This is a genomic window from Kitasatospora sp. NPDC093550, from assembly GCF_044764985.1.
Classification (GTDB): domain Bacteria; phylum Actinomycetota; class Actinomycetes; order Streptomycetales; family Streptomycetaceae; genus Kitasatospora.
The window spans coordinates 114,784-136,740 of sequence record NZ_JBIWJF010000004.1; the positions used below are offsets into that span (position 1 = coordinate 114,784).

Below are 21,957 nucleotides of genomic sequence, written 5' to 3' on the forward strand. Positions count from 1 at the left end.
CGCCCGCGAACGCCGGCGTCGACACGTCAACACATCGACATCGGAGTGAGGATGAGGTTCGAGGGCCTGTTCATCGCGGGCGCCGCCCTCCATCTGCCCCCGCCCGTGACCGTGCGCAGCGCCGTCCGCGCCGGCCGGTGCGAGCCGGAGCTGGAGGAGTCCACCCGGATGCTGTCGGTGCGCGTCTCCGACACCCTCTCGGCGCCCGAGATGACCGTCCGGGCGGCACGCGCCGCGCTGCGCTCGGCCGGGCGCGATCCGGCCGACCTCGCGCTGCTGCTGCACGCCACCGCGTACTACCAGGGGCTCGACGAATGGCCGGCCCCCTCCTTCGTGCAGCGGGAGGTGGCCGGGGCGAGCCACTGCCCGGCGATGGAGGTGCGGCAGATGTCCAACGGCGGCATGGCCGCGCTGGACCTCGCCTGCCACTACCTGGACGGCGCCCCCGAGGACCGGGCCGCGCTGCTGACCGCCGGGGACCGCTTCTGCCCGCCCGGCTTCGACCGCTGGCGCACCGACCCGGGGACCTTCTACGCCGACGGCGCCGCCGCCGTGGTGGTCACCCGCCGGCCCGGGTTCGCCCGGATCGTCGCGCTGGTGTCGCACTCCGAGCCCGGACTGGAGGGCATGCACCGGGGCGACGACCTGTTCGGCGACGCGCCGTTCACCCATCGGCGGCCGATCGACATGGGCGTCTGGCAGAAGGCCTTCATCGCCCGCCACGGCATGCCCTACACCGCCGCGCGGGTGTCCCGCGGCGGGCGCACGTCCCTGGAAACGGTGCTCGCCGAGGCCGGGACGGCCCTGGCCGACATCGACCACTTCGTCCTGCCCAACCTCGGCATGCACCGCCTGGACTCCGGCTACTTCCGCCGCTACGGGATCCCCGTGGAGCGCTCCACCTGGGAATGGGGCCGCACCGTCGGCCACCTGGGCCCCGCCGACCAGTTCGCCGGCCTCGCCCACCTCCACCACACCGGCCGCCTCCACCCCGGCCACCGCATCCTCCTCCTCGGCGTCGGCGCCGGCTTCACCTGGTCCGCCGCCGTCCTCGAAACCCAGGCGCCGCCCGACGGGCACTGACGCACATCGCGAGCGGCCGGCCCGTCTCCGGGCCGGCCGCTCATGCGCGTCCCGGCGTTTCGGTGCACGCCCTCGGGGTGCCGTACCCGTCAGGGCGCCGGGGCCGGGGTGACCGGGCGGTCCAGCAAGCGGCCGAGTACCTGGGCCAGTTCGCCCTCCAGGGCCGCGCCGCTCCGGCCGCCGTGGTCGACCGAGCGCCAGGCGACGAAGCCGTCCGGGCGCACCAGGGCGGCTCCGGCGTGGCCGAGGTGGTAGCGGGCGCCCCACTCGCCGTCCGGGTCGGCGAGGTCGGTGCCGATCCGGTGGGCGGCGAACGGCGCGCCGTAGCGGGCGGCGGCGCGGGTGCCGGCCTCGGCCCAGGGGGTGCCGTCGCGGCCGGTGAGCAGGGCGAAGCGCTCGCCGAACAGGTCCAGCGTGGAGATGTCGCTCTCCTCGCGCCGCAGCCGTACGTGCGGGGCCCGGGTGCCGGCGAGCCCGGCGAGGTCGGTGGGTTCGCACGGGTCGGTGCCCGCGGCGGGGCCGCCGATCACCGCGCCCGAGCGGTAGTGGTAGCCGAAGGTCAGGGCGAGCGGGGAGAAGCCGCCGCCCTCGCCGTCGGCGCGGCTGCGTTCGTGCTGCTTGGCGGCGGAGAAGGCGCAGGTGGTCTCGGCGACCGGCCGCCGCTCCGGCTGGTAGGAGTCCAGCAGCGCGGGCCCGGCCCAGCCGTTGAGCACGGCGGCGAGCTTCCAGGCCAGGTTGTGGGCGTCCTGGACCCCGGTGTTGGCGCCGAAGCCGCCGGCCGGCGAGACCACGTGGGCCGCGTCCCCGGCCAGGAACACCCGTCCGTCCCGGAACCGGTCGGCCACCCGGGCGGCCAGCTCCCAGCCCTGGACCGGCCGCTCCGAGCCGGCCAGCGTGGGGACGATCTCGGCGTCGAGCGACGGGTCCCCGGTGGCGGTGCGGACCAGCTCCAGACAGCGCCCGGGGGTGAAGTCGTCCAGCTGCTCGCCGCGTTCGGGGTGGTACGGGACCATCAGCAGCCAGCGGTCCTGGCGTTCGAACATGGCCAGCAGGGTGCCGGCTTCGGGCCGGTCGATGTAGCAGACCGAGATCCGCCGGCCGCGCAGCAGGGCGGTGAGGTCGGCCTCGAAGACGATGTTGGCGACGTGGTGGAGCACGCCGGGCCCGTGGGTCGCGATGCCGAGGGCCTGCCGGACGGGCGAGCGGTGCCCGTCGGCGCCGACCAGGTAGCGGGCGCGGATCCGTCGGCGCTCGCCGGTGGTGGTGGACTCGACCAGCGCGGTGACGCCGTCCGGGTCCTGCTCGAACTCCACCATCCGGGTCGAGAAGCGGACGTCGGCGCCGAGCTTGCGGGCGTGCGCGAGGACGATCGGCTCCAGCACCTGCTGGTCCACGAAGGCGGGTTCGCACGGGCTGAGGTGCGCGACTGAGCCCGGTTCCTCGCGCCGGACCCGGTAGACCTCCCGGCCGGCCAGCGTCTCCACCCGGGCCAGCTCGGGGTAGCGCTCGAACACGGACGGCGGCGCCGCCCGGATCACCTGTTCCAGTCCGGAGGACCGGTAGACCTCCATGGAGCGGGAGTTCATCACCCGGCCGCGGGGCAGGACCGAGGTGCCAGGGTGCCGTTCGACCACCGTCGTGGTCACGCCGTGGCCGCGCAGGAAGGCGGCCGCCGACAGCCCGACGAGGCCGCCGCCGACCACGAGCACCGAAACTTCTTCGTCGTCCATGACTCTCCCTCGTCCGAGCGTGCACATGGCTGGGCGCGGGCGTCGGAGCCCCTCGCGCGCCCGCGTCCCCCACCCTGGCCGGTCCGCCTCGAACGGTGCTGGAGAACGACTGCGGGACGGCTGCGGAACCGCCGCGGGACCGCCGCGACACGGCTGCGGGACGGCTGCGGGACGGCTGCGGGACGGCCGACCGACCCTACCGGTCCGCTCTCCGGTCCCGACAGCCGTCCGGGGACGGCGAATCGGGCCGCCCGGCGGCGGGCTTCCAACCGTTCTCCAGCCGCGACCGGTACTGCTGACCCGCCGGACACTGAGGAGGATCCCCGGTCAGCCGGGGGCATCGGGAAGGGGACGAGGATGACGCGATCGAGCGGGCGACGGGTGCTGGTGACGGGGGCTTCGCGCGGGATCGGGGCGGCGATCGCCCGCGCGGTGGCCGCGGACGGCGGGCGGGTCGCGCTGCTGGCCCGCCCGTCGGCCGAACTGGCCGGTCTCGCGGCCGAACTCGGCGCGGTGGCGGTCGGCGTGGACCTCGCCGACCCGGTCGCGGCGGAGGCGGCCGTGGCCGAGGCCTGCGGGGAGCTCGGCGGGCTGGACGTCCTGGTCAACAACGCCGGGGTGTTCCCGCTGGGCACCGTCCGGGACGGCGATCCCGAGGACTGGCGGACGATGGTCGACCTGAACGTCCTCGGCGTGCTCACGGTCACCCGCGCGGCGATCCCGGCCCTGCTCGCCGGAGAGCGGCCGCAGATCGTCAACATCGGCTCCACCGCCGGGCGTTCGGTGTCCCACGCGATCCAGGGCGTGTACGCGGCGACCAAGCACGCGCTGGTGGCGCTCACCGACGGGCTGCGGCTGGAGCTCGCCGGGGACGGCGTCCGGGTCACCCTGGTGTCGCCCGGAGCGGTGCGCACCGGGGGCAGCGAGCGGATCCGCGACGAAGGACTGCGCGGGGTGCTGGCGAAGGTGCAGGAGGCGGTCGGCCTGGACCCGGCGGAGGTGGCGGAGCAGGTGCTGCACGTGCTGCACGCCCCGGCGGGGGTGCACCTGACGGAGCTGACGGTGCTCTCCACCCGGGAGCAGCTGTCCTGATGTCCGGACGCTTCGGGGAGCCGTCCCGAAGCGAGGCGGGGGCGGCCGGGTGCGAACCCCGGCCGCCCCCGCCCGCGTTCAGCGACCGCCCGCGACGGTCAGCACCTCGCCGGTGATGTTGCCGTTGGCTCCGGAGCAGACGAACAGCACCGCGTTGGCGACGTCCGCGGGAGCGCTCAGCCGGCCGCTCGCGGTCCGCGCGGCCTCCTGCTCGCGCACCGCGGCCGGCAGGCCGGTCAGGGCCCGCTCGGTCAGGGTCAGCCCGGGGCAGACCACGTTGACCAGGATGCCGTCCTCCCCGGTGTCCCAGGCCAGGCTGCGGGCGAAGCCGTGCAGTCCGGCCTTGGCGGCGCCGTAGAACTCCTGGCCGCGGTGGCCGTCGACCGCCACGTGCGAGGAGATCAGGGCGATCCGGCCCCAGCCGCGCCGGCGCATGCCGGGCACCACCAGCTGGGCGAGCCGCAGGGTCGGCGCCAGGTTCTGCTGCACCACGGGCTCCCAGTCCGCGACGGCGACGTCCTCGAAGTGCGTGCCGGGGGCCCGCCGGCTGCCCATCATCCGCACCGCGCTGGTGACCAGGACGTCGATGTCGGCCCAGCCCTCGCCCGCGGCGGCGAGTTCGTCGAGCGTGCGCTCGGGTTCGGTCAGCGCGTACCGCACCGCCCGTGCCCGGCCCTTGGCCGCGCCCAGTTCCTCGGCCAGGTCGAGGGCCTCGCGCTCCTTGCCGTGGTAGCCGATCAGGACCCTGGCGTCCTCGGCGGCGAAGGCCCGCGCGATCTCCCGCCCGATCCCTCCGGTCGCCCCGGTCACCAGCACCACCCGGTCCGCGACTGCGAGTTCCACGCTGCCTCCTCGCGGCCCGGGTTCCGGCGGGCCGGCCTCCGGGGGCCCGGCGAAGCGGCCGCCGGTCCCGGCGCGAGCCTGCCCGGCCCGACTGGAGGGCGGTTCGAGCCTCGCCACCGGCCGTCAACCTCCGTCTCATACAAGAAGGTTGGCCGGAATTCGAACCCGGGTCGAGACGGCTCTGCCAGCCTCGCCGCCAGCCGCACCGGGGCCCCGAGGCCTTGAGGGCCCCGCGGGACCGCACCCGAGCACCAGGAGGAAGCACATGGGCACCGACACCGACACCGGCACCGACACCGACAAGCCGCACACCGACGAGCGGGTGCTGCGGATCGACTACGCCGGCGAGGGACCGCACGTGGACGACACCGTGTTCCGGTCGATCATGGCCACCCTGCCCACCGGCGTCACCGTGATCACCACGCTCGACGAGGACGGCCGCCCCAAGGGGCTGACCTGCAGCGCGGTGTGCAGCGTCTCGGCCCGCCCGCCGCTGCTGCTGGCCTGCCTGGACAACCGCAGCACCGTGCTGACGGCCGTCCTGGCGCGCGGTGCCTTCGTGGTGAACGTGCTGCGCGAGCGCGGCGAGGGGGTCTCCAACCTGTTCGCCTCCCGCAGCGGGGACCGCTTCGGCGCGACGCCGTGGCGGCCGAGCCCGGCGACCGGCCTGCCGTGGATCGAGCGGCACGCGATCGCGCACGCGGAGTGCCGGCTGGCGGGCGCCGTCCTGGCGGGCGACCACACCGTGCTGCTGGGCGCGGTGGTGGACGGCACCGCCCACCAGGGCCTCTCCACCCCGCTCATGTACTGGCGCAGCCAGTACGGGACGTGGCCGGCCCAGCCGGACGAGGCCTCCGCCGCGATCACCCTCGCCGCGGAGGGCTGAGGCCCGCGCCCACCCCCTCGCCTTTTGCAGTCCGTGCACTTTTTGCATTGTCCGATGAGAATGCAACCTCTGCACTTCTTGCAGTCCACGCCAAGATTGCATAGAGTGCAGTGGTGATGAGCGCATCGGACCAACGCAGAGAACGCCAGAAGGCGGCCAAGAGACACGCGATCACCCTCACGGCCGTCCGGCTCGTCCTCGACAAGGGCCTCGACGCGATGACCGTCGAAGCCATCAGCGAGGCCGCCGACATCAGCCCCCGGACCTTCTTCAACTACTTCTCCAGCAAGGACGAGGCGCTCCAGATGCGGCCGTCCTGGTCGGCGGAGTCCCTGACCGCGCTCTTCCAGGCCCGGCCGGCCGACGAGCCGGTGTTCCGCTCGATGCGGGTGGTGGCCCAGGAGATCGCCGACTCGTTCGTCCCGGCGCGCGAGGAGTCCCAGCTCTGGCGCGAACTGTGGCGCCGGCACCCGGAACTCCTCGCCAAGCGCAGCCCGGAAGGCGAGGAGGAGATCTTCCGCAGCCTCATCCTGGCCGTCGCCGAGCGGGTCGGCTGCGACCCGATGAAGGACAGCTACCCGAGCGTCGTGGTCACCTCGGCGTTCTCGGTGATCCAGTGGGCGGTCCGCTTCTCCTGGATCACCGAGGACGGCCGGACCACGGCCGACCTCATCAACGAGGCCTTCGACCTGCTCGAACGGGGCCTCTGAACCGCCGCACCGCCCCGCCCCACCACGCGCATCCGCTCGCCCCGCCCCGCCACGCTCGCCCCGCCCCGCCACGCTCGGCCCGCTCCACCACGCTCGGCCCGCTCGACCCCGCTGAACCCGCTCGACCCGCGCCCCACCGCAGCACCACGTGACCATCCGTCCTCGTGACCAGCCGCACCAAGGAGCCACCCGTGCCACCAACAGCTGGCGACGCCGCCCGGAGCCCCCTGAGCCGCCGCCAACTGGCCGTCGTGATGGCGGCCCTGCTTCTGTCCATGTCCCTAGGCGCCCTGGACCAGACCGTCGTCGCCACCGCGCTACCGGCGATCGTCGGCGACCTGCACGGCCTCAAGTACACCTCGTGGCTGTTCACCGCCTACATCCTCGCGTCGGGCATCTCCACGCCGATGTACGGGAAGCTCGCGGACCTCTACGGCCGGCGCAAGCTCTACCTGTTCGCGCTGGTCGCGTTCCTCACCGGCTCGGCCCTCGCCGGCGCCGCCCAGTCGATCTTCCAGCTGATCGCCTTCCGGGCGATCCAGGGCGTGGGCGCCGGCGGCCTGATGGTGCTGACCCTGACGATCATCGCCGACATCGTGCCCACCCGTGAACGCGGCAAGTACATGGGCCTGTACGGCGCCGTCCTCGGCCTGTCCTCGGTGGCCGGCCCGCTGATCGGCGGCTACTTCGTCGACCACACCACCTGGCGCTGGGTCTTCTACATCAACCTGCCGCTCGGCCTGGTCGCCCTGGCGGTGGCGGCCACCGCGCTGAAGCTGCCGGCCCGCAACCGCGGCGGGAAGATCGACTACGCCGGGTTCGTCATGCTGGCCGGCGCGCTCACCTGCCTGGTGCTGGCCACCTCGTGGGGCGGAACCAAGTACGCCTGGTCCTCGACCACCATCCTCGGGCTGTTCGCGGGCATGGCGGTCTTCGTCGCCGCCTTCATCGTCGCCGAACGCTACGCGAGCGACCCGCTGATCCCGCTGCGGCTGTTCACCGTCCGCACCGTGGTGCTCGCCTGCCTGGCCAGCATGCTGGTCTTCACCTGCGTCAACGGCCTGGCCACCTTCATCCCGATGTTCCTCCAGCTGGTCACCGGCATCACCGCGACCAACACCGGGCTGCTCACCCTCCCGCTGATGGTCGGTCTGATGTTCTCCTCCGTGGTCGGCGGCAACCTGATCACCAAGACCGAGCGCTACAAGTGGTCGCCCATGGTGGGGGCCGTGATCGGCGCGCTCACCATGTTCCTGCTCTCCACGATGAACGAGCACACCGGCTGGTGGCTGCTCGCCGTCTACGTCACCATCCTCGGCGCCGGCCTCGGCCTGATGATGCAGCCCCTGGTGATCGCCGTCCAGGTCACCGTCGAACGCCGCGACCTCGGCGTCGGCACCGCGACCGCGGCCTTCTCCCAGCGCATCGGCGGTTCGATCGGCCTCGCCGCCCTCGGCGCCCTGTTCGCCCACCAGTACGAGAACGGCCTCGCCAAGCACCTGACCGCCGCCCAGGTCGCGGGCGTACCGTCGGACGGCTCGGTGTCGCCGACCGTGGTCGAGGCCCTGCCCCCGGCGATCCGGGACGGCCTGCGGCTGGCCTTCAGCGACGCCCTGACCGACGTCTTCTTCTGGCTCACCCCGGTGATGGCGGGGGTGCTGATCCTCTCGGCCTTCCTCAAGAACGTGCACCTCGACCAGAGCGTCCCGCTGGGCGAGTTCGCCCACCTGGACCTCGATGAGGACGCCGGGACCGACGAGGACGCAGCCACCTCCCCCCACACCGGCGGAACGGTCCACGCCGTCGACTTCCCGGCCCAACCCAGCGATGTGGACGAAGGATTGACCCACCGTCACACCTGACGATCCGTCAATCTCCGAAGACCGGCCGCGGCGTGGCCGCCGCGCACCCCGCCCGGCTCCCCCGTACGGGCGATCGCACAGCGGCCGCGCCGCGCGCCATCTCTCTTCAGTGACATCGCCGGATACCCCCAAGGTGGGTGTCCGGCGCACCATTGGAAGCATTCGCCTTGAGCGCTCCCGGACAACACTTCTAGGGTCCTGATCGCAGGCCGGCCGCCACCAGGGGCCGGCCCACCCGCGTTCATGAGGATTCAGCCGACCGGCGAGGAGCTTCCCATGGATTTCAAGGTACTGGGCCCACTGGAGGTCAACCACCTGGGTTGTTCGCGGACCCCGAGCCCTCCGAAGACCCGGCAGCTGCTGGCCCTGCTGCTCCTTCGGGTCAACCAGGTGGTGAGCCTGGACTCGATCATCACCGAGCTCTGGGACGACCGACCGCCGCGGAGCGCGGTCACCACCGCGCAGACCTACATCTACCAACTCCGGAAGGCCTTCGCCGCCGAGGTCGGCGAGGAGGCGGCCGGGCACATGATCTCCACCGTCCTGCCCGGCTACGTGCTGCGGATCGACGAACGGCAGCTCGACGCCCCCCGGTTCGACCGGCTGGTCGAGGACGCCCGGCTCCTCACCGAGGACGGCGAACCGCTCCGGGCCGCCGAACTCCTCGAGGACGCCCTCGCGATGTGGCGCGGGCCGGCCCTGTCCAACGTCACCTGCGGGCCGGTGCTGGCCAGTTACGCCACCCACCTGGAGGAGCGGCGGATCAGCGCGCTGGAGGCCCGGGTCCGCACCGACATGGAACTCGGGCGCCACCGCGAACTCGTGGCCGAACTGCAGACCCTGGTCTGCTCCTATCCCTTCAACGAGTGGTTCCACACCCAGCTGATCCTCGCGCTGAACCGCTCCGGCCGGCGCGGCGACGCCCTCAACGCCTACCAGCGGGTGCGGCGCCTGCTCGGCGAGGAGCTCGGGCTCGACCCCTCGGCCGAACTCCAGCGCGTCCACCAGCAGGTGCTGCGGGTGGACGGGCCGCCGGTCCAGCGGATGCCGGTCGCCTCCGGGGCGAGGAGAGGATGATGGGCGGCCCCACCCCGCCCGCGCCGACGGCGCTGGACGTCGTCGCCGGGCACGACCTCACCGGCCGCACCGCGGTCGTCACCGGCGGCACCTCGGGCATCGGCCGGGAGACCGCCCGCGCGCTCGCCCTGGCCCGCGCCCGGGTGGTCATCGGCGCCCGCGCCCCCGGACCGGCCGAAACGGTCGCCGCCGACCTGCGGAAGAGCACCGGCAACCCGGCCGTCACCGTCGCGGCCCTGGACCTCGGCTCGCTGCACTCGATCCGGGACTTCGGCGACGACCTGCTCCGCCGCCGCGAGCCCGTCCACCTGCTGATCGCCAACGCGGGCGTCATGGGCCTGCCGCTCGGCCGTACCGCCGACGGCTTCGAGACCCACCTAGGCGTCAACCACCTCGGGCACTTCGCCCTGACCCTCCGGCTGCTGCCCGCCCTGCGCTCCGCCGGGCGGGCCCGGGTGGTCGTGGTCGGCTCCAGCGCGCACCACCTGGGCGGACTCGACCTCGACGACCCGCACTTCGAGCACCGCCCGTACGACCCGTACCTCGCCTACGCCCAGTCCAAGACCGCCAACTGCCTGTTCGCCGTCGCCCTCACCGGCCGGCACCGGGCGGACGGCGTGCTCGCCAACACCGTCAACCCCGGCGCCGCCCTCACCGGCCTCCAGCGCCACCTCAGCGACGGGACCAAGCGCGCGGTCGGCCTGATCCGCCCGGACGGCACGCCCGATCCACGGCTGCGCACGGCCGCCCAGGGCGCGGCCGGCCCGGTGTGGGCGGCGGTCGCCCCGGAACTGGCCGACACCGGAGGGGCCTACCTGGAGGACTGCGCCCTCGCCGGCCCGTCGCAGGGCGGGACACCACCGCGCGGCTACCTGCCCGAGGCGCTCGACCCGGAACGCGCCGAGCGCCTCTGGGCGGTCTCCGCCACCATGGTCGACGCGGACTGACCCGGCGCGGGCTGACCGGGGCGGGCTGACCGGGGCGGGCTGACCGGGGCGGGCTGACCGGCGGGGAGCCTAGCCCTCCTCACCCCGGCCGGGCCGCCCGGAGAACCGGATGAACTCCCGGCTCAACCGCAACTCCACCTCGCTCAGGGGCAGTTCCGGGCAGAGCCGCTCGGGGTGCCCCGGCACGGGCCCCCGCAGCCCCCGGGGCTCCGGCACCCCCGCCGGAGCCTCGGCGGCCAGCGCGGCGGCCCGGTACATCTCCGCCCCGCCGAGCAGCTGCAACCCCGACCACAGCCACCCCACCACCGCACCCAGGCCCCTCAGGACCCTCCACAGAGCGATCACGCCCGCCTCCTGTCGGCGTCCCGTCCAGCGCGGGCGGCCAGTCTCCGCGGTGCGCCTCAAGCCCGCCTGGAGGACGCGAACCGGAAGCCCCCGCACCGGCCAGGGGCCCACGGCCCACGGTCGCGGCGCTCCCCTCGGCCGCCGATACTGGGCCGGGCGATCCCTCGGCGCCGGGAGGAACCATGGACTACGGCATCGGCGTACGGCTCGACCAGCCGTTCGCCCAGGCGGTGGAGGCGGTCACGGCCGCCCTCCAGGAACACGGCTTCGGCGTCCTGACCAGCATCGACGTCCGGGCGACCCTGCGCGAGAAGATCGGCGCGGAGATCGAGGACTACCTGATCCTCGGCGCCTGCAATCCCGCTCTCGCCCACCGCGCGCTCGACGCCGACCGCCGGATCGGCCTGCTGCTGCCCTGCAACGTGGTGGTCCGCGCCGACGGCGACGCCACCGTGGTCGAGGCCGTCGACCCGCAGACGCTGGTGGCCCTGGCCGGCCCCGGCGGCGGGCTGGGCGAGGTCGCCGACGAGGCGGCCCGGCGGCTGACCGCCGCCCTCGACGCCCTCCGTGGATAGAGCTGGGAGCCCACCGTGACCGGCCCCGTCCTCGGCCCAGTCCTCGGACCCGTCGTCGTCGGCTTCGACGGCTCCCCCGAGAGCCTCGCCGCCTCCGCCTGGGCCGCCCGCGAGGCGCAGCGCCGCGGCAGCCCGCTCGAACTCCTCCAGGCCTGGCCACGACCGCACCGGGAGGCCGCCGACCAGTACCGCTCCGCCGAACGACTCACCTCCCGCGAGGCCGAGCTGCGCGCCACCGTGGACGTCCCGGTGACGTCCACCCAGGTCGCCGACGCCCCGGCCGAGGCCCTGGAGGCCGCCGGCCGGAACGCCGCCCTGCTCGTCCTCGGCTCGCGCGGCCTCGGCGCCGTCCGCGGCTTCCTGGTCGGCTCGGTGAGCCAGGAAGTACTGCGCCGGGCCACCTGCCCGGTGGTGCTGGTCCGGGCCGACGGGACCGAACCGGACGGCCCGGTCCTGGTCGGCGTCGACCTCGCCCACCCGGTGGACGAGGTGCTCGCCTTCGCCTTCGACGCCGCCGCCCGGCGCTCGGCCGCGCTGCGCGTCGTCCACGTCTGGTCACCCCGGGTCGGCAGCGAGTACATGGCCTTCGACGCCATCGGCGGGCTGGAGGACGAACTCTCCGCCGTCGAACGGACCCGCTTCACCGAACTCCTCGACCCCTGGCGCACCCGCCACCCCGACGTGGACGTCACCGCCGACCTGGTCCGCGGCAGCGCCACCGTCGCCCTCGTCGACGCCGCCGCCTCCGCCCGCCTCCTCGTCCTCGGCCGCCGCCTCCGCCGCCACCTCCTCGGCACCCACCTCGGCCCGGTCGCCCACGCCGCCATCCACCACACCCCCTGCCCCCTCGCCCTCGTCCCCCACCCCTGACCGGGCCGGCCCGCACCCCCCGGCACCCGCACACGGCCCCACCAGGCGGACCCCGGCCAAGCCCCACACCCACGACCCCAGACGCGGCCCCCACCGGCCACCCCCACCCAGCCCCGCACCCCGCACCCCACGCCCACCACACCGCCCCACCGACCCCGATCCGGCCCCTACCAACCACGCCCGAATGCGACACCCCGCCCGAGACCCGGCCCACCCAGCCAAGCCCCGCACCCGCGACCCCCCACACGCGGCCGCACGCCGCGCCGCCGGACCACGGGGGCGCGCCGGCGGACGTGTGTGCTGCCCCGTTCGGGGTAGCAGACGGCCGACCGGGGCGGTCACCCGGACAGCCGGGCCGGGATGCCTCCCACCGCGGAGTTGCGCAGGCTGCTGGCACGGCCCGGCCGCACGGCGCAGCGCAGCACAGCGCAGCAGAGCCCGGCACAGCACGGCACAGCACGGCACATGACGGCAACACGGTTCAGGGAGGTCGACATCGACGGCACACCTCAGAGGCGCTCCGCCGACCGGACCGCGCGGGTGCTCGCGCGGTGCGCGCTGCTGGCCGCGGTCGGCGCCGTCGTGGTGCTGTTGGTCGCGCTGGGCGACGGCGGCCTGGAGGTGGTCGCGTTCGGATTCCTGGCGCTGGTCGTGTGGGCGGCCGGCGTCTGGTGGTTTCTGGCGCACCGGGGCCCGGTGCGGGTGGTCGGGGCGCTCCTCGCGGTCGCGGCGCCGGCCGGCGTCGTGGTGCTGTTCGCCTATCACGACCTGTGGCCGACGGCGCTGCTGCTGTTCTTCGGCTGGGGTGCCGCGCTGGCCCTCGCCCGATGGGCGCTGCGTCGCGCGCGCCCGGCCAGGGCGGGTCGGGCGACCGCCGCGCCGCGGCCGCAACGGCCGGTGCTGATCATGAACCCGAAGTCCGGGGGCGGGAAGGTCGGCCGCTTCGGGCTGGTCGAGCGGGCGGAGCGGCTCGGCGCCCGAGTGGTCCTGCTGGACCCGTCCGCCCACACCGATGTGGCCGCGCTCGCCCGCGAGGCGGTGGCGGAGGGCGCGGACCTGCTGGGCGTCGCGGGCGGTGACGGCACCCAGGCCCAGGTCGCCGCGGTGGCCGCCGAGCACGGACTGCCGTTCCTGGTGATCTCCGCCGGCACCCGCAACCACTTCGCCATGGACCTCGGCCTCGACCGGGCCGACCCGGCCCGCTGCCTCGACGCGCTGACCGACGGCGAGGAGCTGCGGGTCGACCTCGGCGAGGTCGCCGGCCGGGCCTTCGTCAACACCGTCTCCTTCGGGGTGTACGCGGACATCGTGCAGCGCCCCGAGTACCGCGAGGACAAGGCGGGCACCATGCTGAGCCTGCTGCCGGACCTGCTGGTCGGCGAGGGCGTCCGGCGGGTCGACGCCACGTTCGGGGGCGCCACGCCCACCTCTCCGTCGGCCCCACCGCTCTCTGACCAGCAGGCGCTGCTGGTCAGCAACAATCCGTACGGCTCCCCGGACCTGGCCGGCGGCGGCCGCCGGCCCCGGCTCGACAGCGGCGAGCTGGGGGTGACGGGCATCCGGGTGGAGGGCGCGGCGCAGGCCGCGGAACTGGCCGTCCGGGGCTCGCAGTCCACCGGGCTGACCGTGCTGACCGCGCGGCGGGTCGAGGTGACCTCCGAGGAGGCCGAGATCGCGGTGGCCGTCGACGGTGAGGCGCTGCGGCTGCCCACGCCGGTGGTGTGCACGCTGGACCCGGGCGCGCTGCGGGTGCTGGTGCCGCGCGACCGCCCGGGGGTGGTGCCCGTCGCACCGCGGGTGGACTGGCGGCAGCTGGCCGCGCTGGCGTTCGACCGCGGCGGGCCGGACGCGGAAACGACCGCGGAAACGGCCGCGGAAACCAACACCGAGCAGGACTCCGCTGCGGGCTCTGCTCGGGACTTTGCCCGGGACTCGGAGGAACGGCCCCATGCCTGACCGGAACACCATCGCGGCGACGCCCGCCCCGCCCGCCGAGGCCGGTGTGCTCACCGACCTCCGGGCGATCGACGGAGCCCTGTACGCCGCCGTCGCCGCGACTCCGACGCCGAGCCTGGACTCCGCACTGCGGCGGCTGTCCCGCGCGGCCGACCACTCGAAGATCTCGCTGACCGTCGCCGCCGGCCTCGCCCTGCTGCCCGGTCGGCCCCGGCAGGCGGCCGTGGTGGGGGTCGCCGCCGTCGCGCTGGCCTCGGTGGGCGCGAACCTGCTCGGCAAGCAGCTCGTCCACCGGCACAGGCCCGACCGCGAGCGGGCCCGGGTGATCGTGGCGCGGCAGGTGCGGATGCCGGAGTCGGCCTCCTTCCCGTCCGGGCACACGGCGTCGGCGACGGCCTTCGCCACGGCCGTCGGCGTGGTGCTGCCACCGGCGGCGGTGCCGCTCGGGGCGCTGGCGGTCGCCGTCGGCTACTCCCGGGTGCACACGGGCGTGCACTACCCGGGCGACGTCGCGGCCGGTGCGGTCCTCGGCTTCGCGTCGGCGGCCGCGGCCCTGGCCGTCGTGCACGTGCCCCTGCGCCTCGCCCGTCGGTGAGGCGCGGCGGCCGGTGAGACGCGGCGGCACGCAGGGACCGTCCGTCTCCCGTCAATCGCCCAGTGGCGCGGGCAGCGGCCGGGAGTGCAGGATGTCCAGCCGCGAGACGGCCCTGGTCACCACGACGTAGAGCCGGTGCAGTCCGCGCGGTTCGGCCGCCACGATCGCGGCCGGTTCGAGGACCACCACGTGGTCGTACTCCAGCCCCTTGACCAGCGAGGCGGGCAGCACCGTCACCCGGGCCGTGGTGCCGACCTGTTCGGCCGAGGCCGTCGTGATCCCGGCCGTCCGGAGCGCCTCGGCGGCCTCCTCGACCGCGCCGTCGGCCGCGATCACCGCGATCGAGCCGTCCCGCTCCAGCGCGGCCCGCACCGCCGCCACCACCGCGCCGCCCAGCCCCGCCGTACCGCCCGCCGCGGCCGAGTCCGCCTCCTCGACCCGCCGCACCGTCAATTCGCCGTCCCGCCGCAGCGAGACGGCCTGCGGCACGTCCACGTCCAGCGCGCCCAGCACCCGGTTGGCGAGCGCCATCACCGCGGCCGGGACGCGGAAGCCGGTCGTGAGCGGCACCACGGCGGCCTCCGGCTTGCCGAGGTGGGCGAGTTGCTCGGGCCAGCTGCGGGCGGCCCAGGGAGCGGTCGCCTGGGCGAGGTCACCGAGGACGGTGAGGGAGCCGAAGGCGCTTCGGCGGGCGATCGCCCGGCACTGCATCGGGGAGAGGTCCTGGGCCTCGTCCACGACCACGTGGCCGAAGCCGGCCGGGCGCTCGATCAGTCCGGCCACCTCGTCCAGCAGCATCAGGTCGTGCTCCGACCACTTCGCGCTCTTCTCCGAGCGCGGCGGCCTGCGCCACAGGATCGCCGCCTGTTCCTCGGGGCTCAGCACCCCGTCCGCCGCCTCGGCCAGCACGGCCGGGTCACCGAGCAGCGCGGCGACCACGGCTTCCGGCCGCAGGTCGGGCCAGGCCGCGTCCAAGAAGGCCGTGACCGGCTTGCAGCGCCCGGTCTTCCGCGTCCAGGCGCCGGACATCACGCCGGCCCGCCGCTCCGCCTGGTCCTGGAGCACGGCCACCACACGGGTGCGGAGGCTCTCCCGGCCGATCGCGTACGGCGGCGCCTGCTCGCGCACCTCGGCGACCACCCGGTCGAGCCGCTCCGGCGACACCCGCCAGCGGTAGGAGCCGTCGGGCACGACCAGTGGTTCCGAGCCCGTCGCCTGGATCCGCCCGTACAGCGCCCGGCGCAGCACCGTCGCCATCCGCGCGTCCTGCTTGATCGCGGCGGCCCGAGGGTCGTCCACCGCGGCGAGCGGCCGGGTGGCGACCAGGTCCGCGACGGTGCACTGGCTGACGTCGATCTCGCCGAGCGCGGGCAGCACTTCGGCGATGTACCGCAGGAAGGTCCGGTTGGGGCCGATCACCAGCAGGCCGCTGCGCCGGATCCGCTGCGGGAAGCTGTAGAGCAGGTACGCGGCGCGGTGCAGGCCGACGGCGGTCTTGCCGCTGCCGGGCGCGCCCTGCACGCAGACGGACTCGCTCAGCTCGCCCCGCACCAGCTCGTCCTGCTCGGGCTGGATGGTGGCGACGATGTCCCGCATCGGGCCGGTGCGGGGCCGCTCGATCTCGGCGGCGAGGATGCCGCCGCCCGCACCGTCCGCCACCACACCGCCCGCCACCACACCGGTCCCGGCACCGGCCGCGCCACCGCAACCGGCCCCGCCGAGGCGCTCGTCCTCCAGCCCGGTGAGCTCCTCCGGCCGGCCGAGGCTCCACGGTGCCCAGCCGAACCGGCGGCGCTGCGCGAGGCCGAGCGGGGCGTGGGCGCTCGCCCGGTAGAACACCCGGGAGACCGGGGCCCGCCAGTCGACCACGAGGGGTGGCACGGTCGGGTCCTCGGAGATCCGTTGCCGGCCCACGTAGTAGCGCTGCCGCCGGTGCTCACCGGCTTCCGGGGTGTCGGCGAAGTCGAGGCGGCCGAAGAACGACGGGCTCTCCGGCAGTTCCCTCATCCGCTTGGCGCGGGTCCGCAGGTAACGGCCCAGCGCCTCCGCGCTGGCGCCGTCGCCGGAGACGTCCTCCCCGGCGACGACCTGGTGGCTCGCGTCCTCGACCTGCCGGGCCAGCGCGGCCCGGCAGACCTCGACGTAGGCCCGCTCCCGGCGCAGCTCGCCGTCGAGGCCGTGGGCTTCCGGCGCTCCTTGCTGGATCTCCGAGGTCATCGTTCGCGTCCCTTCCCTCGCCACGGCTTGCCTGTCCGCTCGAACTCCAGCATAGCTGAACCAAGTAAAACTTCTTACTCGGTTACGCAATCTGGAGGAGCGGCACGGCAAGCCGGAGCGGAGGGGCCGGAGGAACGGGCGGCGACCCGTTCGGTTCAGGACACCAGGGGCGCCTCCGCCGACTCGGTGAGCGTCACGGTGCAGAGACCGCCGCGCTCGGTCCGCACATCGGTGACCTCCAGCTGCGTGCCGGGCAGCAGGATGAACTCCTCCTCGCCGGTGAACGCCGAGAAGTTCCGGATGCCCGCGGCCCGGGCCGGACGCACCTCGAAGAGCGTCCGCTTGCCGCGGCTGCCGAGGAAGGCCTGCGCCACCCCGAGCTTGGACGTGCAGGAGGACACGCCCCACCACGTCACCGTCCTGCCCAGCGGGTACTGCCGGCGCAGGTCCAGCGAGACCCCGCGCCAGAGCGGCTCGGTGCGGACGGGCAGCCGCGACACCGCCGCGAACAGCAGCCTCAGGTACGGGAGGTAGGGCACCAGCCGGCCGCGGTCGGGCGAGCGCAGGACGGCGTTGATCTCCCGGTAGAAGGCGGACTCGCAGGTGTACAGGTACAGCGCGGCGATCTCGTCGGCGGACAGGCCGGCCGCCGCCTCGTCCGCCCGCCGCTTGCCGAAGTCGTGCGAGAGGGCGACGTGCCGGTCCAGGCCGCGCAGCACCTCGGCGACCGGCGCCGCGGCCTCCCGGAAGCCCATCAACGGGGTGTCGAACACACCGGTGATGGCGGGCAGGACGAGGCCTTCGTCCTTCACGCTCGCCAGGCGGTCCAGGTAGAGCTGGTGCAGCTCCATGGTGGAGGCGATGAACGCGCCCATCCGCTCGGCGACCCCGCCGTCCGCCCCGCCGGCGCCGTCCGACTGCGCGTTCCAGCCCGTGCTGGGCAGCCAGTCGACCTCCTCGGCGCCGAGCGCGGCGAGCGCCGCGTTCACCGTGGCGAAGTGCTCGCCGTCGCAGAAGATGTCGCCCTGGGCGGCCGGGTTGGCGTGGTCGATGTGCCGGACCTCGACCTCGGGGTACTTCTTCTGCAGCCGCAGCACGACGTTCTTCAGGTTGCGCGCGTGCGCGCCCCACCAGGCGAAGACCACGTAGCGGTCCTCCTCGGCGGCCTGCTGCTTGGCCCGGAGGATCTCCTCGACGATCCGCTCGGCCACCGGCCGCCAGAACCCGGTGTGCTGGTCCGGCCCCATCGCGCCGTCACTGCTGGCGGTCAGCGCCGCGTTCAGCAGCAGCACGCCCTGGGTGAGCATCGCCTGGAACCACTCCGGCGGCTGGACGGTCTCCCGCTCCTTCAGCAGCGCCCGTATGTCGGCGATCGGCGTCTTCTTGGGGATGCCGTACTTCCACATCGCCGCCGCCTTGATGATGCAGCGGATGCTGACCACCCGGCCGAACTTGCTGTCCTTCCAGTCGTGGAAGGTGTTGTCGAACATCGCGATGCCGGTGGCGCTCTCCGGCCGCGGGTACGGGTTCTGGCCGAAGACCACGACCTTCCACTTGTGCGGCGCGTGCGGCTTGAGCGCCTGGAAGGTCAGCTCGCGGACCGGGACGACGTCCGGGCCGCGGCCCGGGCCGATGAACGAGGCCGCGCCGGGCTGCGCCTCGATGACCGGCTTCAGCAGCGGGAGCCACGGCTCGCCGCCGCCGGCGAACAGCTCCGCGAGGGCGAGCGGGTCGTTCGGGTCGGGCTGGGTGGCGGGGGTGTCGACAGCGCTCATGGTGGTGCAACTCCGGCTGGTCGGGCGGTACGGATGGCGGACGGACCCGGACTGACGGTCCGTCAGCTCCCCTGGCTGACACCACAGTCCTACCAGCCGGGTCCGACAGTCCGGCCCGCCCGGACGAGCCGCCGACGGGCGCGGACGGGCGCGGACGGCGGTGACACGGCGCCGGCCCGGGACGGCGGACGGATTGTCAGTGGCGCGCGCTAGCTTCGTCGGTGTCAGCAGGCCGCCCCGACCGACAGGAGCACACACCCATGACCACGGACCGCGCGCAGTCGCCGCTCACGGTGGTGTTGACCGACCTCGACGCGACGGTGGTCGAGTCCTGGCGGGCGGCCTTCGCCGACACCCCCGGGGTGGAGATCCGCAACGCCTCGCTCCTCGCCACGAAGGCCGACGCCTGGGTCAGCCCCACCAACTCCCGCGGCCGGATGGACGGCGGGACGGACGCGGCGATCAAGCGCCACCTGGGCGCGGGCATCCAGCTGCGGGTGCAGAAGGCGATCCGGGACGGTCACGCGGGCTCGCTCCCGGTCGGCAGCGCGGTGTGCGTGCCGTCCGGCGCCGTCAACCCGCGGTTCCTGATCTCGGCCCCGACGATGGAGACCTCCTCGGAGAACGTGAGCGAGACCTTGAACGTGGCCCTGGCCTGCGCCGCCGCCTTCCAGGCGGTCCACCGGCAGAACCGGCTGGAGCCGGGCTCCATACGCTCGGTCGCCCTGGTCGGCATGGGCGCCCGGACGGGCCGGGTGCCGGCCCGGGTCTGCGCCAACCTGATGTGGACGGGCTACACCCTGTTCAACGACCACCACTTCGAGGACGACGACGACCTGCGCGCCACCATCCTCGCCCAGCTGGACGACCTCGAGCGCGCCCCCGCCACCCAGCGGGTCCGCATCGCGCCCCCGGCCCGCCGGCGCTCCCCGGCCCGCAGGGCCTGACGCGCCCGACGGGTCAGGCACCCCGCCGCCGCGCCCACCGCCCCTTCCGGCCAAGGGCGTTGAGCACGTCTTCCGGGCGGCCGCGCGCGCGGTGGGTGACACTTGGTCGTCGGCTCACCAACAAGCTCGGGGTGGCGGACACGCTCCGCCCCGCCACCCCCGTCAGGAGGGAAGTCCCGATGACCGCCACGATGCTCGCCGGCCGGCTCGACGTCGCGAAGGGCGCCTTCGCCGTGGAGGAGGTCCCCGTCCCGGTCCCCGGTCCGGGCGAGGTGCTGATCAAGGTCGAGGCCGCCGGCGTCTGCCTCTCGGACGTCCACCTGATCGACGGAACGCTCAAGCCCTTCCTGCTCAAGGGCGACAAGGTCACCCTCGGCCACGAGGTCGCGGGCACCGTGCACACCCTCGGCGGGGGAGTGACCACCGCGTCCGTCGGCGACCGGGTGCTGCTGCAGGCCGGCGAGAGCCGCGAGGGAGTCGTGCACACCCGTGGCGTGGACTACGACGGCGGCTGGGCCGAGTACGCGCTCGCCACCGCCACGACGCTGGTACCGATCCCCGACGACCTCCCCTTCGAGCAGGCCTGCTTCATCCCCGACGCGGTCTCCACCCCCTGGGCCGCCATCACCTCCACCGGTGCCGTCCGCCCGGCCGAGGCCGTCGGCGTCTGGGGCGTCGGCGGGCTCGGCGCCCACGGCGTCCAGCTGTTGCGGGCGGTCGGTGCCTTCCCGATCGTCGCCGTCGACCCGCTGCCCGTCGCCCGGGAGCGCGCCCTGGCCTTCGGTGCCGACGCCGCCCTCGACCCGACCGACGCCCGCTTCGCCGAGCTGCTGCGGGCGGCCACCGGCGGCCGCCCGCTGGCCGCGGCCTTCGACTTCGCCGGCGTCGCCCCGGTGCGCGAGCAGGCCATGGCCTCGCTCGGCGAGCGCGGCCGGCTGGTGCTGGTCGGCCTGACGGACCAGCCGCTCACCGTCACCAACGGCACCCTGGTCAGCTACCGGCGCCAGCAGATCCTCGGCCACTACGGCTCCGAGGGGCGGGACGTGGCCGATCTGGTCGACCTGGTCCGCGGCGGCCGGCTGGAGTTCTCCCGGTCGGTGAGCGGCACGTTCCCGCTGGCCGAGGCCGCCCGCGCGGTCCGGGCGCTGGAGCGCAAGGAGGGCGACCCGATCCGCCTCGTTTTGAAGCCCTGAGAACCCCCGCGCCCACCCGGGCGGGCGTCGAACGGCCCCTTCCACACCTTGCCGCCACCGGCTGCACCGCTGCACCGCTGAGCCCGGCGGCGCCGGCGGCGGCCCGGCCGTTCCACGCCTCACCCGAACGGAACGGCCCGCAGGTCCGCTTCACCCGCTTCACCCGCTTCACCCGAGTCGCCCAGGGACCGGCGGACCCGGGGCCGCACCTGGCAGACTGACCGCCGATCAGCCCCGCGCGGCCGGACCCGTCCGGCGGACCGGCCCCCACCCCCTCCGCCCATTCGGAGCCGCCCCGTGAGCACCCTGCACCTAGGCGTCGACGCGGGCGGCAGCCGCACCCGCGCCGTCCTCCTCGACAGCGCCGGCACCCCGCTCGGCAGCGGTGCGAGCGGCGGCGCCAACCCCGCCGGCCAGGACCCGGCCGGTACGGTCGAACTCCTGGCCGCCGCCGTCTCGGCCGCGCTCGGGCCCCGCGATCCGGCCCGGGTCACGGCCTGTCTGATCGGCCTCGCCGGGTACGGGGCACTGCCCGACCCGGACGGCTTCGCCCGGCGCATCCGGGCCGCGCTCGGGCTCGGCTGCCCGGTCACGCTGGTCCCGGACACCGTCCCGGCCCTGGCCTCCGGCGGCGTCGGCGACGGCCGGGGCACCGTTCTGATCGCCGGGACGGGCACGATCTGCGTCCGCCTCGACGGCACCCGGACGCTCGCCCGCAGCGGTGGGCTCGGCTGGCTGCTCGGTGACGAGGGCAGCGGCTTCTGGCTCGGCCGGGAGGCGCTCCGGCACGCCCACGCCGAGCCGGACGGCCCGCTCGGCACCGCCGTGCGCGACCACTGCGCCGCCGACTCCCCCGACCGACTGCTGCGCTGGGCCTACGACGGCCCGCCGCGGCGACTCGCCGAGCTCGCCCCGCTGGTCTCCCGCCTGGCCGAGGAGGGGGACCCCACCGCCCTCGCCATCGCCCGCACCGCCGCCGACCACCTGGCCGGCCTGGTCCGCGCCACCGCGGTGCCCGGGGAAGCGCTCGTCCTCACCGGCTCGGTCGCCACCGCACCCGGCCCGGTCCACCACCGCCTCCGCCGGCTCCTCGCCGACCTCGCCCCGCGCCTGCCCGCGACGGACGCGGCCACCGCCGCCGCCCGGCTCGCCGGCCGCCTCGCCGCGGAGCCGGGCGACGACCTCGCCGGGGGCCGGTGACCCGCGCGACCACCCGACCACCCGACCACCCGACCACCCGACCAGCCTTCCACC

The 21,957-nt window shown here is 74.9% G+C and carries 19 protein-coding genes; 14 read left to right on the top strand and 5 right to left on the bottom strand.

The window, feature by feature from the left end:
* Positions 1–51 precede the first annotated feature (51 nt).
* Positions 52–1,083, top strand: coding sequence for a ketoacyl-ACP synthase III family protein (locus tag ACIRD3_RS07755; RefSeq protein ID WP_402213013.1), 1,032 nt, complete (start codon positions 52–54; stop codon positions 1,081–1,083).
* 89 nt (positions 1,084–1,172) lie between these two features.
* Here ACIRD3_RS07755 and ACIRD3_RS07760 read toward each other — a convergent pair whose 3' ends face one another.
* Positions 1,173–2,813, bottom strand: coding sequence for an FAD-dependent monooxygenase (locus ACIRD3_RS07760; protein ID WP_402213014.1), 1,641 nt, complete (start codon positions 2,811–2,813; stop codon positions 1,173–1,175).
* A 357-nt stretch (positions 2,814–3,170) separates the two neighbouring features.
* Here ACIRD3_RS07760 and ACIRD3_RS07765 point away from each other — a divergent pair, with 357 nt between their 5' ends.
* Positions 3,171–3,905 carry an SDR family oxidoreductase gene (locus ACIRD3_RS07765; RefSeq protein ID WP_402213016.1) on the top strand — a complete coding sequence of 245 codons (735 nt, stop codon included), beginning with the start codon at positions 3,171–3,173 and terminating at the stop codon, positions 3,903–3,905.
* A gap of 78 nt (positions 3,906–3,983) precedes the next feature.
* Here the strand turns inward: ACIRD3_RS07765 and ACIRD3_RS07770 are convergent, their stop codons facing one another.
* Positions 3,984–4,748 (bottom strand): SDR family NAD(P)-dependent oxidoreductase, encoded by a 765-nt coding sequence (locus ACIRD3_RS07770; protein WP_402213018.1) that lies wholly within the window; start codon positions 4,746–4,748, stop codon positions 3,984–3,986.
* Positions 4,749–5,013: 265 nt separating this feature from the next.
* Between ACIRD3_RS07770 and ACIRD3_RS07775 the strand changes: the two genes are divergently transcribed.
* The 5 genes from ACIRD3_RS07775 (at position 5,014) to ACIRD3_RS07795 (ending at position 10,230) form a co-directional block, all read left to right on the top strand.
* Positions 5,014–5,634 (top strand): flavin reductase family protein, encoded by a 621-nt coding sequence (locus ACIRD3_RS07775; protein WP_402213019.1) that lies wholly within the window; start codon positions 5,014–5,016, stop codon positions 5,632–5,634.
* A 116-nt stretch (positions 5,635–5,750) separates the two neighbouring features.
* Positions 5,751–6,344 (top strand): TetR/AcrR family transcriptional regulator, encoded by a 594-nt coding sequence (locus tag ACIRD3_RS07780; RefSeq protein ID WP_402213020.1) that lies wholly within the window; start codon positions 5,751–5,753, stop codon positions 6,342–6,344.
* Positions 6,345–6,535: 191 nt separating this feature from the next.
* Complete coding sequence (locus ACIRD3_RS07785) at positions 6,536–8,206, top strand: MDR family MFS transporter (protein ID WP_402213022.1); 1,671 nt, start codon at positions 6,536–6,538, stop codon at positions 8,204–8,206.
* Between the two features lie 276 nt (positions 8,207–8,482).
* Positions 8,483–9,283 carry a BTAD domain-containing putative transcriptional regulator gene (locus ACIRD3_RS07790; RefSeq protein ID WP_402213023.1) on the top strand — a complete coding sequence of 267 codons (801 nt, stop codon included), beginning with the start codon at positions 8,483–8,485 and terminating at the stop codon, positions 9,281–9,283.
* Positions 9,283–10,230 carry an SDR family NAD(P)-dependent oxidoreductase gene (locus ACIRD3_RS07795; protein ID WP_402213025.1) on the top strand — a complete coding sequence of 316 codons (948 nt, stop codon included), beginning with the start codon at positions 9,283–9,285 and terminating at the stop codon, positions 10,228–10,230. Before ACIRD3_RS07790 ends, ACIRD3_RS07795 begins: the two co-directional genes overlap by 1 nt.
* A 69-nt stretch (positions 10,231–10,299) precedes the next feature.
* On the opposite strand, the gene ACIRD3_RS07800 is transcribed toward ACIRD3_RS07795, so the two are convergent.
* A complete protein-coding gene (locus tag ACIRD3_RS07800; RefSeq protein ID WP_402213027.1) occupies positions 10,300–10,575 on the bottom strand; it encodes a DUF6059 family protein in 276 nt (91 codons plus the stop codon).
* A gap of 182 nt (positions 10,576–10,757) precedes the next feature.
* Here ACIRD3_RS07800 and ACIRD3_RS07805 point away from each other — a divergent pair, with 182 nt between their 5' ends.
* From ACIRD3_RS07805 to ACIRD3_RS07820, 4 genes are all read left to right on the top strand, one after another.
* Positions 10,758–11,150 carry a DUF302 domain-containing protein gene (locus ACIRD3_RS07805; protein WP_402213029.1) on the top strand — a complete coding sequence of 131 codons (393 nt, stop codon included), beginning with the start codon at positions 10,758–10,760 and terminating at the stop codon, positions 11,148–11,150.
* A 15-nt stretch (positions 11,151–11,165) separates the two neighbouring features.
* Positions 11,166–12,020 carry a universal stress protein gene (locus ACIRD3_RS07810; protein WP_402213030.1) on the top strand — a complete coding sequence of 285 codons (855 nt, stop codon included), beginning with the start codon at positions 11,166–11,168 and terminating at the stop codon, positions 12,018–12,020.
* Between the two features lie 465 nt (positions 12,021–12,485).
* Complete coding sequence (locus tag ACIRD3_RS07815; RefSeq protein ID WP_402213032.1) at positions 12,486–13,976, top strand: diacylglycerol/lipid kinase family protein; 1,491 nt, start codon at positions 12,486–12,488, stop codon at positions 13,974–13,976.
* Positions 13,969–14,571: a phosphatase PAP2 family protein gene (locus ACIRD3_RS07820; protein ID WP_402213034.1), complete on the top strand. Its 603-nt coding sequence runs from the start codon at positions 13,969–13,971 to the stop codon at positions 14,569–14,571. The genes ACIRD3_RS07815 and ACIRD3_RS07820 overlap by 8 nt, the downstream gene beginning before the upstream one ends.
* Before the next feature lie 51 nt (positions 14,572–14,622).
* Here the strand turns inward: ACIRD3_RS07820 and ACIRD3_RS07825 are convergent, their stop codons facing one another.
* Positions 14,623–16,788 carry a HelD family protein gene (locus ACIRD3_RS07825; RefSeq protein ID WP_402213036.1) on the bottom strand — a complete coding sequence of 722 codons (2,166 nt, stop codon included), beginning with the start codon at positions 16,786–16,788 and terminating at the stop codon, positions 14,623–14,625.
* Between the two features lie 155 nt (positions 16,789–16,943).
* A complete protein-coding gene (locus ACIRD3_RS07830; protein ID WP_402213037.1) occupies positions 16,944–18,563 on the bottom strand; it encodes an ADP-ribosyltransferase domain-containing protein in 1,620 nt (539 codons plus the stop codon).
* A gap of 260 nt (positions 18,564–18,823) precedes the next feature.
* Between ACIRD3_RS07830 and ACIRD3_RS07835 the strand changes: the two genes are divergently transcribed.
* The 3 genes from ACIRD3_RS07835 (at position 18,824) to ACIRD3_RS07845 (ending at position 21,903) form a co-directional block, all read left to right on the top strand.
* On the top strand, positions 18,824–19,510 hold the full coding sequence (locus ACIRD3_RS07835) for a macro domain-containing protein (protein WP_402213038.1): 687 nt from the start codon (positions 18,824–18,826) through the stop codon (positions 19,508–19,510).
* A 179-nt stretch (positions 19,511–19,689) separates the two neighbouring features.
* Positions 19,690–20,703: a zinc-binding dehydrogenase gene (locus ACIRD3_RS07840; RefSeq protein WP_402213039.1), complete on the top strand. Its 1,014-nt coding sequence runs from the start codon at positions 19,690–19,692 to the stop codon at positions 20,701–20,703.
* 297 nt (positions 20,704–21,000) lie between these two features.
* Entirely contained in the window at positions 21,001–21,903 is a 903-nt protein-coding gene (locus ACIRD3_RS07845; protein ID WP_402213040.1) for an N-acetylglucosamine kinase, read from the top strand.
* Positions 21,904–21,957 lie beyond the last annotated feature (54 nt).

Bases quoted from the DNA above. Each gene is read 5' to 3' on its own strand.
- ACIRD3_RS07760 (WP_402213014.1), bottom strand. From the start codon at position 2,813: ATGGACGACGAAGAAGTTTCGGTGCTCGTGGTCGGCGGCGGCCTCGTC.
- ACIRD3_RS07830 (WP_402213037.1), bottom strand. From the start codon at position 18,563: ATGAGCGCTGTCGACACCCCCGCCACCCAGCCCGACCCGAACGACCCG.
- ACIRD3_RS07835 (WP_402213038.1), top strand. From the start codon at position 18,824: ATGACCACGGACCGCGCGCAGTCGCCGCTCACGGTGGTGTTGACCGAC.
- ACIRD3_RS07795 (WP_402213025.1), top strand. From the start codon at position 9,283: ATGGGCGGCCCCACCCCGCCCGCGCCGACGGCGCTGGACGTCGTCGCC.
- ACIRD3_RS07805 (WP_402213029.1), top strand. From the start codon at position 10,758: ATGGACTACGGCATCGGCGTACGGCTCGACCAGCCGTTCGCCCAGGCG.
- ACIRD3_RS07820 (WP_402213034.1), top strand. From the start codon at position 13,969: ATGCCTGACCGGAACACCATCGCGGCGACGCCCGCCCCGCCCGCCGAG.
- ACIRD3_RS07815 (WP_402213032.1), top strand. From the start codon at position 12,486: ATGACGGCAACACGGTTCAGGGAGGTCGACATCGACGGCACACCTCAG.
- ACIRD3_RS07840 (WP_402213039.1), top strand. From the start codon at position 19,690: ATGACCGCCACGATGCTCGCCGGCCGGCTCGACGTCGCGAAGGGCGCC.
- ACIRD3_RS07780 (WP_402213020.1), top strand. From the start codon at position 5,751: ATGAGCGCATCGGACCAACGCAGAGAACGCCAGAAGGCGGCCAAGAGA.
- ACIRD3_RS07765 (WP_402213016.1), top strand. From the start codon at position 3,171: ATGACGCGATCGAGCGGGCGACGGGTGCTGGTGACGGGGGCTTCGCGC.
- ACIRD3_RS07790 (WP_402213023.1), top strand. From the start codon at position 8,483: ATGGATTTCAAGGTACTGGGCCCACTGGAGGTCAACCACCTGGGTTGT.
- ACIRD3_RS07755 (WP_402213013.1), top strand. From the start codon at position 52: ATGAGGTTCGAGGGCCTGTTCATCGCGGGCGCCGCCCTCCATCTGCCC.
- ACIRD3_RS07775 (WP_402213019.1), top strand. From the start codon at position 5,014: ATGGGCACCGACACCGACACCGGCACCGACACCGACAAGCCGCACACC.
- ACIRD3_RS07825 (WP_402213036.1), bottom strand. From the start codon at position 16,788: ATGACCTCGGAGATCCAGCAAGGAGCGCCGGAAGCCCACGGCCTCGAC.